The following is a 12,335-nucleotide window of genomic DNA, read 5'->3' on the forward strand; positions in this document are numbered from 1 at the left end:
AATGGAAGTACTGGTAAAAAATCCTGAAAAAAAGATACAAACTGAAAGACTCACTGGCTCTGAAGCCATTTTGAAATGTTTAATCAGTGAGGGAGTTGAAACTATTTTTGGTTATCCAGGAGGAGCAATCATGCCTGTCTATGATGCCTTGTACGACTATGAAGATAAACTCCGCCATATCCTAGCAAGACACGAGCAAGGTGCCATCCATGCGGCTCAGGGTTTTGCCAGGTGCTCTGGAAAAGTGGGGGTTTGCTTTGCAACCTCCGGGCCTGGCGCCACAAATCTCATCACAGGCATCACTGATGCGCAGATTGACTCCACACCTATTGTTTGCATCACGGGTCAGGTAACAAGTCATCTGCTAGGCAGTGATGCATTTCAAGAGACTGACATCATTGGTATTTCCATGCCCGTAACCAAGTGGAACTTTCAGGTAACAAGGCCTGAGGAAATCCCGATGGCGTTGGCAAAAGCTTTCTACATTGCTCAATCTGGTCGTCCAGGACCGGTTCTTATAGACATCACCAAAGATGCACAGCAGCAATCGTTCGATTTTGCTTATGAGCCTTGCGAAAGAATTCGGAGCTATCAACCTTATCCAGAGCTTAAAGAAAAACCACTGCGGATGGCCGCTGAGCTAATAAATCAAGCAAAAAAACCCTACTTGCTTTTTGGTCAGGGAGTTGCTCTATCTGGTGCGGAAAAGGAGCTTGAAGCATTCATAGAAAAAACCGGAATCCCGACTGCTTCTACCCTACTCGGACTCTCTTCCTTTTCGACCAAGCATCCGCTATACGTTGGCTATACGGGCATGCATGGAAATTACGGCCCTAATGTGAAAACCAATGAATGTGATGTCTTCATTGCCATTGGTATGCGATTTGACGATAGAGTTACGGGCGATGTAGCTACTTATGCCAAACAAGCCAAGGTGATACACATTGAATTGGATCCTGCCGAAATCAACAAGAATATTCAGACAGAGGTAGCTATCAATGGGGATGCCAAACAAGCACTCAAAGCCTTGCTGCAGCTAGTGAATGAAAATAGTCACAGCGAATGGCTTCAGGAATTTCATGCATGCGCTGAAATAGAAATGGAAAAAGCCATTAAAAAATCCATTCAGCCAAACACTGAACTGATGACTATGGCAGAGGTCGTTCGTAAGCTATCAGATAAAACACAAGGCAAGTCTGTGATTGTGACTGATGTGGGGCAACATCAGATGATGGCTGGAAGGTACTATCAGTTTGATCAAATAAAGAGTCATATCACCTCTGGAGGATTGGGAACAATGGGGTTTGGCCTACCTGCAGCTATCGGAGCAAAGCTTGGTGAACCCAATCGTGAAGTGATCGCCATCATTGGAGATGGCGGATTCCAAATGACCATTCAAGAGCTGGGTGTGATCATGCAATATCAAATAGGAGTCAAAATTTTAATCTTAAATAACAACTTCCTTGGCATGGTAAGGCAGTGGCAACAACTCTTTTTTGACAAGAGATATTCATTTACTGAGCTGGACAATCCTGACTTTATCAAAATAGCAGAAGGATATCGCATTCCTGCACAACGAGTGGAGGCAAGAGCAGATTTAGAGGCTGCCTTGGACCAATGGCTTAATGGCAATGGATCAAGCCTTCTTGAGGTTGTGGTAGAAAAAGAAGAAAATGTATTTCCTATGGTGCCATCCGGAAGCTGTGTTTCCAAAATAAGACTTGAGTGATGGAGGAGAAAGAATATACAATATCAGTCCTTACAGAGGACAAACCTGGTCTTTTAAATAAGCTCACAATTATTATGAGCCGAAGAAAGATCAACATCAACAGCCTCAATGTCTCTACCACCGAGGTAGACGGTGTGAGTCGCTACTCGATTGTAGCTACTGCAACCAAACAAGACTTAGAAAAGGTTGTGAAGCAGATTCGAAAGCTTGTTGATGTACTTGGATCTTTTCTGTATGATGAAAATGAAATCTACTATCAAGAAATAGCGCTTTACAAGCTCTCACTTGAAGTATTTCAGAGAAACGGACTTCTGGAGAAGCTCATCAGGCATCATGGAGCTAAAATAATGGCGATTGAAGATAATCAAATCGTGATCGAAAAGACTGGCACCAAGCAAGAGACTCATGAATTGTATGAAGCACTTGGGCCTTACGATATTTTAGAATTTGCGCGCTCTGGAAGGGTGGCGATTTCTAAGTCTAACAGACGCACAGAGGCTTTCATTCGAGAGTTGGAAACCTCACAATCAAACACTTTAAGTATCAAAGAATTTTAAAAACGAACAAACACAGAAATGGCAAAAATTGATTTTGGTGGGACTTTAGAAGAAGTGGTCACCCGGGAAGAATTTCCTTTAGAAAAAGCAAGAGAAGTATTGAAAGATGAAACCATCGCTATCATTGGTTACGGCGTGCAGGGTCCAGGTCAAGCACTCAACCTTAAAGACAATGGCTTCAATGTCATCATCGGCCAACGCAAAGGAGGCCAGTCGTGGGAAAAAGCGAAACGTGATGGTTTCCAGGAAGGTGTAGATCTTTTTGAGATTGAAGAAGCGTGTGAAAAAGGCAGCATACTTCAATACTTACTCTCAGATGCTGGACAAATCGCGCAATGGGAGACCGTGAAAAAACACCTGACACCGGGAAAAGCACTTTACTTCTCGCACGGGTTTGGTATCACCTATAAAGATCAGACAGGTATTATCCCTCCTGAGGATGTAGATGTTATCCTAGTAGCTCCGAAAGGATCGGGGACTTCTCTCAGAAGGCTTTTCGTAGCTGGGAAGGGGTTAAACTCTTCATTTGCTATCCACCAAGATGCTACAGGAAAAGCCAGAGATCGAGTAATCGCATTAGGGATTGGGGTTGGATCCGGATACTTGTTTGAGACCGATTTCAAACGAGAGGTTTACAGCGACTTGACTGGAGAAAGAGGTAGCCTCATGGGAGCTATCCAGGGATTGTTTGCCGCTCAATATGACCTGTTAAGAAAAAAGGGACATTCCCCGTCTGAGGCTTTCAATGAAACTGTAGAAGAAGCGACACAATCTCTTTATCCTTTGATCGCAGAGAATGGCATGGACTGGATGTATGCCAATTGCTCCACCACCGCCCAAAGAGGTGCGCTTGATTGGTGGAAAAAGTTTCGTGATGCGGTATATCCTGTTTTTGATGACTTATATGAAAGTGTTTCCAGTGCCAATGAAGCGAGAATCACCATCCAAGCAAATGAAAAAACTGATTATCGAACAGGACTGGAGAAAGAGTTGAAAGAACTGAGCGAATCAGAAATGTGGATGGCTGGAGCTGCAGTACGCAAGCTCAGGCCCGAGAATAAATAATTGTGAACACACTCAATCAAAATATTCCTCTGAGTAGTATACAAAGGGCGGCTGGCTATGTTAAAGAAGTAGCCAGCCTTAGCCCTTTGTTACCCAACCTCAACTACTCGGAAAAGTACGAGGCTAACATTTTACTGAAGCGTGAGGATTTACAACCTGTAAGGTCTTACAAGATTAGAGGCGCATATAACAAAATGCGCTCTTTGTCATCAAAAGAAGTAACCAATGGAGTGGTCTGTGCAAGTGCTGGAAACCATGCACAGGGAGTTGCGTTATCCTGTCAAAAACTTGGGATAAAGGGAGTCATATTTATGCCTTCTACCACTCCTATGCAAAAGGTGCAGCAAGTACGAATGTTTGGAAAAGAGTTTGTTGAAATCCAACTTGAGGGCGACACCTTTGATCAATCCAAAGAGTGTGCGCTCCTCTTTTGTCAGTCAAAGAATTCGACATTTATTCACCCATTTGATGATGAAAAAGTAATTGAAGGCCAGGGCACCATTGGCCTGGAATTGATGGAGCAGTCGAGGGAGCCAATTGACTATTTGATACTTCCTGTAGGCGGTGGAGGATTAGCAGCTGGCGTGGGTACGGTCATTAAAACGTTATCCCCAGCCACAAAAATTATTGGCGTAGAGCCATTGGGAGCCCCATCAATGAAAACTTCCATTGAGCGCGGTGAAAATACAGCCTTGGATCACATCGAAAAGTTTGTAGATGGAGCAGCTGTACAACAGGTAGGAAATCTGACATTTGAAATTTGCAAGGAGGTGATTGATGAAATGCTCACCGTGCATGAAGGCAAAATCTGTGAAACAATGCTGGAATTATACAACAGAGATGCAATAGTAGTAGAGCCTGCGGGTGCGCTTACACTATCAGCATTGGATCAACTTTCTCATGAAATTAAGGGAAAGAATGTCGTATGCCTGATTAGTGGTAGTAATAATGACATCACGCGAATGGAAGAGATCAAAGAAAGAGCTCTTCTGTACAAAGAGTTGAAACATTACTTTGTTGTTCGATTTCCTCAGCGCGCGGGCGCACTGAAAGAATTTGTGGTTGAAATTCTCGGACCCACCGATGACATCACCTATTTCGAGTATACCAAAAAGAATTCAAGAGAAACAGGAGCTGCTGTCGTTGGTATTGAGATAAAAAACAGAAAAGACCTTTCTCCATTAGTCGAGCGAATGAAGCGGAGGAGTTTTTTTGGAGAGTATCTCAATGATCAACCTGACTTACTGAATTTGATTGTTTGATCAGTTATTTCCAATCCCTGACTCGTGATTTCGGACTTTCACCTTCGTGTCTACGACAAAAGTCGAGTCTTGAATTTCGGCATCAATCAGTAATTCACCAAGATCGGGCTGGCCTGCTTTTACCCAGCAGCTAAACCAAAAGTCACCGATCATCTTTACAGAAGCACGCATACGTCGCTCAACCATCCCATTGAGCTTGCGATGATAGTCGCTTGAAAAATCATAAGTATAGGTTCTAATCGTAGAATTTCCACGTTCCTCGTATCCATATTTTTTTGACTCAGGGTACTTCTTGGTTATTTGCTTTTCGAATAGCAATACAGAATCAAGCGCTGCGTGTGCATTTACAACGGCACTCCAGGCGTACAGCTGAAGGTTTTCAACGTATTCAGCTTTTCCACTTAAGAGGTCATAATTATCTGAGAAAAGTTCAGGTAGCCGCGACTCCCAAAACCCATGAATACCATATTGACCAGACAGCTGCCCGTTGTAATTTTCTGTGGTATGCAGCGGAACATTTGCATCCGCGATGTAATGCCCCATATCGGATGAAAGGCGTAATATCTGCTCTGCATTCTTGTCTTGAAATGCCTTGATCAACCAAAAAGACATGCGATTGATGTGATAAGGCACAATACCATAAGCCTGCAAAGTATCTTCCGTATATTTCTCTACAGCATCTTTCCAATAGCGAGGCATTTTATACACTGCCGAATCACCATAAATATCAACATCTATGTAGTGTCTTGCCGCCTCAGCTTTTACCGCATACCTTCTCATATCCGGCTTTATGGCATTCTCAGTGATGTATTGGATATTCTGCTTGTAAAACACCATCATCTCAGGTGGTAGCGTAAAAACCGCCAGTCTATTGATCTTCTGATGCGCGAAGAACCCCCAGCTTTGGGATAAAACCGGACTGATCAATATCAAACATAGAATAAGAAAACGCATAGGTGTTAAGATTTAACTTCTACAAGTTACTGGATCAATGGATTAAAGTATCCAGCATTTAATAGTTTTATAGGTACAACCGGCCTCCTGTCAGGGATGCATTATTTTAGTGACTATGCTCAATGAAAGATTTCATTTTCTAAACTCTACAATTGGTAGAAAAATCAAATTCAGCTTCATATTTATCATAACAATCAACGTCATTTATGGAGCCTATACATTTATTACACTTTCGAACAGTATAGATGTACTAGATAAAGTGACTAATGACATCAATCGATCTATAGAAAGTATCAATGAATTTAGAAATGCCGTTGAAAATTCACGGTCATATGCTACCAATTGGGTCTACGTTTCCAAATACAAGAAAGACAAAGAAAAACTGGAAGATATACATTCAAATATTTATCCGCTTCTTAAGAAGGATTTGATATCACACATAGCTTCACCGACAGAAATAGGTTCCAGCGATCAAATAATTACCAGTGCTATCGAATCATTTGACAGCATACTAGTGAGTCAAAAGACAATTGTGGAAATCCTTCATTCAGAAAATGAATATGAGGATATCATTAACGTACTAATCTGTGAGGAGCTTTTGGAAAGGAATGTCATACCAAAATCCGGCGTGCTTGTAGAGAAGGTTGATCAGGTGTTGGCTGAAAAAAAACAAGAGCTATCAAGTCTCACTATGGATATGGAAAATTCTTTCAGTTCCCTAAATTCGATGATTCTAATCCTGAGTGTAATTGGAACCATCATTGCGATCATCATTGCAAACTGGCTTTCTAGCAATATCACTAATCCCTTGAATGCCCTCCAAGAAAAGATTTCGCTAATGAGTCAGGGGGTAATTGCAGAACCCATTTCAATAAAAAGTAACGACGAAATTGGGAAAATGAGCCAGGGTATAAACTCATTAATAGAAAGCTTCAAACTCTTGTCAACATTCGCAAGCGAGATAGGAAAAGGAAATCTTGAGACGGATTTCAACACGAGAAGTGCTCAAGATGTTTTAGGAAATTCATTGATTTTAATGCGCAACAACCTAAAAAGAGTAATCGATGACACAAAAGAGGTGGTTCGAATCGCCGGCGAGGAAGGGATGTTGAGTGCTAAGATTGAATCTTCTGACAAGCGAGGGGCCTGGAGGGAGCTAAGTATCGCAATAAATGACCTGTTGGTATCAATCTCAAGTCCAATGCTTATGCTGAACAACATCACACTTGCCATGTCGAAAGGGGATTTGACTAAAAAATACGATCGTCCAGAAAAAGGCGAAATTTTCAATCTGACTGATTCATTAAATAAAGCTATTATTGGATTGAATGAGCTATTGAATAAGATCTCTGAAAATTCAGACATTGTCGATCAATCCTCTGATGAAATGCTCACTGTGAGTGAGGAAATGAATTCCAATACAAAAGAGATCGCATCTGCGATCTCAGAAATTAGCACTGGAGCTCAAAATCAAGTGACACAAGTAGACGAAGTATCATCATTAATTGAGGGGATTCTTAATTCATCCAACGACATGAAAGAGCGTGCCGCTGCTATAAATACTGCGGCTAAGATCGGATTTGAAAGTGGTGAGAAAGGCCGCATAATGATTGAGAATCTTTTAAATAGCATGAATCAAATAGCCTCTTTTTCGCAAAAAACGAATACATCTATGGATGTATTAACCAATAGATCGAAGGAAATAACACGTGTAATTGACGTTATATCAGAGATAGCCAGTCAGACCAACTTATTGGCACTTAATGCGGCCATAGAAGCTGCACAGGCAGGAGATGCAGGTAGAGGTTTTGCGGTGGTCGCAGAGGAAATACGCAAGCTTGCGGAAGACTCAAAAAAGTCGGCTTCCCAAATTGAGCAGCTTATTCTTGATGTGCAAAAAGATACGGAAGAAGCTTCAAACACAATTGAAGCTATGAATAAAACAGTGGCGAACGGGAAGAAAACCTCAGAGGATGCAGCCATGGTGTTCAACGAAATAGAGCAATCAAGTACTCGAACTCTTAGTCATTCTGAGGATATTCTTAAAGCCACTACAACACAAAAAGAAAATGTTACTAAGGTGGTTTCTATTTCAGAGTCTGTAGTAGTAATAGCCGAGGAGACGGCCGCTGGAACTGAAGAAACTGCATCTGCCGTAACTCAACTTTCCTCCGGAATGAAAAGCTTTTTTGAGAAAGCTCAGCAAATGGGAGGAGTGGCCTCATCACTCAAAGAGGAGATTGAAAAATTGAATTTAATAAAAAAATAGCCTCGCTAACTTGAAAGCAGTGGTTAGTCTTTTTGAGCTAGTGCATCCGTAAGTCTAAGAATCTTTTCTCCTAGATTATCTTTCAAAGATTTGCGATATCGATCACTCAGTGTATATCCTCCATTTGATTGAAAGAAGGATCGCATAACGCCAGACCAGTCACTATTTTTGGGCATAAGAATTCCGAATTTTTCGCCAGCATCGTCACCCTCGCCATGCCGTTTAATATTTACACCATCCAAAATACTTTCAAGATAATTGGGAAAATCTATGTACGTGAAGTAACGAGAAGAAGATAAAACCGTGGTGATTTTTTCAGCAGAATTATCCACATAAGTAATATCGAACCCTCCGTATAACTTTTGAAGTTTCTGAACCCTTTTATCATGAGATGAACCTCGTTGCACAACTGCTGTCATGCCAGAAAACTCAGAGGAAATATGCTCAATCGAGGAAAGACTTGACACGTCTTTATTAGTAACCAGTATTGCAACATTCGCAAGATACGGTGGACTAAATTTGTATTGCAATTGTCTATCCTCTGTAATAGAAACATCTCCAAGCCCAAAAACACCTCCCGAACTTGATCTAACCGACTCCATGAAAGCCCCCCAATTGGTGGGGTCGTTGATAGATCTATTCTGGATATTTACTTGAATGCCATAAGTAGATTCTACAAATTCCTTAAAATGATCCATGATCTCAAAACAAATCCCTGATGGTTGACCATCGATCATTTCTGAATACTTCGGAACTTCAGCGTATGTAACCACAATATCGGCTTTGCCTGATTTTCTGGCATTTTCCCATGTATCGCCATTAAAACTTTGGGTGTATAGTTGAAAACTAAGGGATAACAAAAAGAAAACAACCAAATTCCTCTTCATGGCTGATAAGATTTAGGTAAAAAATAGGACTACTAAGTTAGGTATTGGGAATGGATTTAGGAACCTCTCTTATATTAAAAACTCAACCAATATGGCCAGCAAAGCACCGGCTAGACTTATCAATATTTTGTTTAATCCGAAGTGATGTTCTGGGCTCGCTTCAACAAAAATGGTCGTTGAGATGTGAAGAAAACTACCACAGACCACTGCAAAAACAATCAGTACAGAATCCTCTGAGAGAAGGATAAAATCACCTAAAATCAATCCCATTGGAGAGGCCAGGCTAAAAAGGATCAGTAGGTAAATAGCTCTTTTGCCGAGCCCTTGCATGGTCGCCATCAGAGCGAAAGCAGCTGGCATTTTATGCAGGACAATACCCAAAAGCAATGAGTAGGACTCATGTTTTTCGTGAAATGGAGAATCATGCGTCAGCAATGTTCCTTCAAGCAAACTGTGAATCATCAAAGCCGCTATTATGGAAAACCTACCATTAAATGATACCGCTTTGTTTGTATGAACATGCCCATGCTCTACTCCGGAAGAGAAGTATTCTAAAAATTGCTGGAGGAAGAAACCGATGAGTACGTAAAGACCCACTTTTGATGGGTTAGGGCTTACGGAGAAGAGTTCCGGAATGATATGAATAATCGTAATCGCAAAGAGGTAAGAACCTGCAAAAATCAAGGATAACCTCATGTTTTGCTTCATCCCTGGTATCAGCTTGAGACTAAGCCCACCAACAATGGTACATGCAATAAGTATGAAAATAGTCAGGATCATTCTAAAGGTAAGTTGTCAGTGATTTCGATTAAGAAATATAAACCATACATGCGGTTATTTAATTCCCTCCAGCATTATTCATTTCTAAAAATGGGCGTATTCCAGCCGTCACAAAACTCTCGATCTCGCCATCTTCAGACTGATATATGAGTATTGCATCTAAATCAAATGCAAAAATGAGCTCCATGGAATATTCAAATCCAATGACCATAAAAGCGGTAGCATACGCATCTGCAGTCATGCAATCACTCGCAAAAACTGAAGCGCTGAGCAAATTATGTTTAGCCGTGTATCCTGTACGTGGATCTATGATGTGCGCAAATAACTTCCCATCTTTTTCGTAATAATTACGGTAATTTCCAGAGGTGGCTAACGAGCGATCCTTTAATCTCACAATGGCCATCAATGCTCGCTCTCCTTGCGAAACGGTTGGGTCTTCAATACCCAATGACCAGGCTTTGTCTTCATTGTTTACACCTCTGCATCTGACTTCTCCTCCTATTTCTACCAAATAATTAGCTATCCCCCTCGACTCCAAAACTTCGCTCACCACATCCACGGCATAGCCTTTAGCTATTGCGCTAAAATCGATCTGAAAATTAGGAGGCATTGAAACAATTTCATTGTCGAATTGGACTTTATCAAAACCTACAATCGACATTAATGAATCCACCATGGAGCTATCCACTTCAGGTAAACTTTTATTTGGGCCAAAACCCCAAGCCTGAACGAGTGGGCCTATACTGGGGTCAAATGTGCCGTTCGTATTTTTATATATTTCACGGCTTTTTTCTAGAACCGGAAGAAAGAAATCAGATTGAAACTTAAAGCTTCCTGTCCTATTGAGGGTCGAGATTTCTGAGGAAGGAATATAGGTTGATAGCGACTGATTGAAAGCCACGAGGTTATCAGAAATCTCCTTATCGAGTCCTTCAATCTCCTGACCAACAAACTTGACATTATAGACAATAGTGCCCATTGTTTGCCCTGTGATATGAATCAACCGAGGAGCATCACTTCTAAAATAAGAAACTAAGGCAAAGGCAGTGGCGAGTCCAATTCCGAAGATGATCAGTCGTTTTTTATTCATGGCATAAATGTGCGGGTAAAAGTAAATCAATCAGGCTTCAATTGCTTTGTGAGTTATATTTGAGGCAATGAGAGAAGACTACCTGCAAGCAGATGGTGAGGACATGGAATCCTCAGAGAAAGAAATTGAAAAAGCGCTCCGGCCACTTTCATTTTCGGACTTTACGGGACAGCAAAAGGTGGTGGACAATCTCAAAATATTTGTGGAGGCCGCTAAGCAGCGTACCGAGCCACTTGATCACGTTTTACTTCACGGTCCTCCAGGATTGGGCAAGACCACCTTATCTTTCATAATAGCCAACGAATTAGAGTCAAGCATCAAGGTAACTTCAGGGCCAGTATTAGACAAAGCAAGTGAGCTTGCAGGACTACTTACCAACCTGGAACCACACGATGTACTCTTCATTGATGAAATCCATCGCCTCAATCCTGTAGTAGAGGAATATCTCTACTCCGCAATGGAAGACTATAGAATAGATATCATGCTGGATTCGGGACCCAATGCAAGATCGGTCCAAATAGAATTGAATCCATTTACGCTCATAGGCGCTACTACGCGATCTGGGTTGTTGACTTCCCCACTTCGTGCCCGATTTGGTATCAATGCCAGACTGGAATACTATGATTCTAAGTTGCTGACAACAATTGTTGGTCGATCTGCCGATATTCTTAACTCCATCATCGATCAAGAAGCTGCATTCGAAATTGCACGTAGAAGTAGAGGCACCCCGCGTATCGCCAATAATCTACTTAGAAGAACAAGGGATTTTGCACAGATTAAAGGCGATGGATCCATTACACTGGATATCTCAAAGATGGCCTTAAAGGCACTGGATGTTGATGACCATGGTCTGGATGAAATGGACAATCGCATCTTGTCTACCATCATTAATAAGTTTAAAGGTGGACCGGTAGGACTTGGAACAATCGCCACCGCTTGCAGTGAAGAATCTGAGACCATTGAAGAGGTTTACGAACCGTTTCTCATTCAAGAAGGTTATATAAAACGTACTTCCAGGGGAAGAGAAGCTACAGAACTGGCTTATAAGCATTTGGGCATTCTTCCTCCATCACAATCGGGCACACTGTTTTAGTGGTTTGATTTTTGCATATTGTTTTAACAAAAAACGCACATGAGAGCACTGACATTACTTCTGATCATTCCTCTTTTCATCAGCTGCGGTGATGACAAAGCGCCTGGACCAAAAACTTTTGCGACAGCAGACATCTATTTGGTGAGCTCTTCAGATGGTGAAACTTTTGAACAAGGAACATGGATTGGCAATGCCGCTTTTATATACCAAGATGGCGTTACCAGCCTGAAAGTCAGCCTGGCAGGATTGGAACCAAACAGCCAACATGCCATGCATCTCCACCAAGGCACACTGGAAAATCCGGGGCGACACTGGAATCAGAACAGGCTTGATAGAGGTTTTTGTAACATTAGAAGTTTAGGTGAAGTTTGGGCTAAAACTTTTGCTGGAGATATTGGAAACATCGATATTGATGGTGAGGGCAACGGAACATTTGCACTTAAAACAGATTTGTGGGCTCTTGGAACCGATGATGAAAAAGATGTCGCTGGAACAGTTCTCTTTGTACACGAGAATTTTGAAGATTTTGCCAATGAATGTGATCCGGGTCACGGCCATCAGCACGGACATACCAATGCAAAAATTGCAGGAGGCACGGTCGTTTTAGATGCGCAATTGCTTCAGTAAGTTTTTAATCTTTTCTTTGGGA

11 protein-coding genes are annotated in these 12,335 nt (G+C 41.6%); 7 read left to right on the plus strand and 4 right to left on the minus strand.

Annotation, left to right across the window (positions count from 1 at the left end):
* The first annotated feature begins 1 nt into the window (after nucleotide 1).
* Genes ilvB through ilvA form a run of 4 tightly spaced genes read left to right on the plus strand, consistent with a single transcriptional unit; the run spans nucleotide 2 to nucleotide 4,613 of the window.
* Nucleotides 2-1,729, plus strand: coding sequence for a biosynthetic-type acetolactate synthase large subunit (gene ilvB, locus ABJF57_RS01165; protein WP_462235298.1), 1,728 nt, complete (start codon nucleotides 2-4; stop codon nucleotides 1,727-1,729).
* Nucleotides 1,729-2,286 (plus strand): acetolactate synthase small subunit, encoded by a 558-nt coding sequence (ilvN, locus tag ABJF57_RS01170; RefSeq protein ID WP_462235296.1) that lies wholly within the window; start codon nucleotides 1,729-1,731, stop codon nucleotides 2,284-2,286. Before ilvB ends, ilvN begins: the two co-directional genes overlap by 1 nt.
* A gap of 18 nt (nucleotides 2,287-2,304) precedes the next feature.
* A complete protein-coding gene (gene ilvC / locus ABJF57_RS01175) occupies nucleotides 2,305-3,351 on the plus strand; it encodes a ketol-acid reductoisomerase (RefSeq protein ID WP_462235294.1) in 1,047 nt (348 codons plus the stop codon).
* The gene (ilvA, locus tag ABJF57_RS01180; protein ID WP_462235700.1) at nucleotides 3,351-4,613 is read left to right on the plus strand and encodes a threonine ammonia-lyase IlvA; all 1,263 of its coding nucleotides are present in this window, start codon (nucleotides 3,351-3,353) and stop codon (nucleotides 4,611-4,613) included. Before ilvC ends, ilvA begins: the two co-directional genes overlap by 1 nt.
* On the opposite strand, the gene ABJF57_RS01185 is transcribed toward ilvA, so the two are convergent.
* Complete coding sequence (locus tag ABJF57_RS01185; protein WP_462235293.1) at nucleotides 4,614-5,567, minus strand: zinc dependent phospholipase C family protein; 954 nt, start codon at nucleotides 5,565-5,567, stop codon at nucleotides 4,614-4,616.
* A 115-nt stretch (nucleotides 5,568-5,682) separates the two neighbouring features.
* On the opposite strand from ABJF57_RS01185, the gene ABJF57_RS01190 reads away from it, so the two are divergent.
* Entirely contained in the window at nucleotides 5,683-7,836 is a 2,154-nt protein-coding gene (locus ABJF57_RS01190; RefSeq protein WP_462235291.1) for a methyl-accepting chemotaxis protein, read from the plus strand.
* 23 nt (nucleotides 7,837-7,859) lie between these two features.
* Here ABJF57_RS01190 and ABJF57_RS01195 read toward each other — a convergent pair whose 3' ends face one another.
* The 3 genes from ABJF57_RS01195 to ABJF57_RS01205 form a co-directional block, all read right to left on the minus strand.
* Entirely contained in the window at nucleotides 7,860-8,723 is an 864-nt protein-coding gene (locus ABJF57_RS01195; RefSeq protein ID WP_462235289.1) for a substrate-binding periplasmic protein, read from the minus strand.
* Nucleotides 8,724-8,792: 69 nt separating this feature from the next.
* Nucleotides 8,793-9,503, minus strand: a complete 711-nt coding sequence (locus tag ABJF57_RS01200) for a ZIP family metal transporter (RefSeq protein WP_462235287.1) — start codon at nucleotides 9,501-9,503, stop codon at nucleotides 8,793-8,795.
* A gap of 58 nt (nucleotides 9,504-9,561) precedes the next feature.
* Nucleotides 9,562-10,593, minus strand: a complete 1,032-nt coding sequence (locus ABJF57_RS01205; protein ID WP_462235285.1) for an FAD:protein FMN transferase — start codon at nucleotides 10,591-10,593, stop codon at nucleotides 9,562-9,564.
* A gap of 67 nt (nucleotides 10,594-10,660) precedes the next feature.
* On the opposite strand from ABJF57_RS01205, the gene ruvB reads away from it, so the two are divergent.
* Both ruvB and ABJF57_RS01215 read left to right on the plus strand, forming a co-directional pair.
* Nucleotides 10,661-11,686: a Holliday junction branch migration DNA helicase RuvB gene (ruvB, locus tag ABJF57_RS01210; protein ID WP_462235283.1), complete on the plus strand. Its 1,026-nt coding sequence runs from the start codon at nucleotides 10,661-10,663 to the stop codon at nucleotides 11,684-11,686.
* Between the two features lie 39 nt (nucleotides 11,687-11,725).
* On the plus strand, nucleotides 11,726-12,313 hold the full coding sequence (locus tag ABJF57_RS01215; RefSeq protein WP_462235281.1) for a superoxide dismutase family protein: 588 nt from the start codon (nucleotides 11,726-11,728) through the stop codon (nucleotides 12,311-12,313).
* The last annotated feature ends 22 nt before the right edge of the window (nucleotides 12,314-12,335 follow it).

Source organism: Ekhidna sp. (assembly GCF_039940915.1).
Lineage (GTDB): Bacteria > Bacteroidota > Bacteroidia > Cytophagales > Cyclobacteriaceae > Ekhidna.

Coding starts and splice junctions, on each gene's coding strand:
- ilvB (WP_462235298.1), top strand. CDS start 2: ATGGAAGTACTGGTAAAAAATCCTGAAAAAAAGATACAAACTGAAAGA.
- ilvN (WP_462235296.1), top strand. CDS start 1,729: ATGGAGGAGAAAGAATATACAATATCAGTCCTTACAGAGGACAAACCT.
- ilvC (WP_462235294.1), top strand. CDS start 2,305: ATGGCAAAAATTGATTTTGGTGGGACTTTAGAAGAAGTGGTCACCCGG.
- ABJF57_RS01185 (WP_462235293.1), bottom strand. CDS start 5,567: ATGCGTTTTCTTATTCTATGTTTGATATTGATCAGTCCGGTTTTATCC.
- ABJF57_RS01190 (WP_462235291.1), top strand. CDS start 5,683: ATGCTCAATGAAAGATTTCATTTTCTAAACTCTACAATTGGTAGAAAA.
- ABJF57_RS01195 (WP_462235289.1), bottom strand. CDS start 8,723: ATGAAGAGGAATTTGGTTGTTTTCTTTTTGTTATCCCTTAGTTTTCAA.
- ABJF57_RS01200 (WP_462235287.1), bottom strand. CDS start 9,503: ATGATCCTGACTATTTTCATACTTATTGCATGTACCATTGTTGGTGGG.
- ABJF57_RS01205 (WP_462235285.1), bottom strand. CDS start 10,593: ATGAATAAAAAACGACTGATCATCTTCGGAATTGGACTCGCCACTGCC.
- ruvB (WP_462235283.1), top strand. CDS start 10,661: ATGAGAGAAGACTACCTGCAAGCAGATGGTGAGGACATGGAATCCTCA.
- ABJF57_RS01215 (WP_462235281.1), top strand. CDS start 11,726: ATGAGAGCACTGACATTACTTCTGATCATTCCTCTTTTCATCAGCTGC.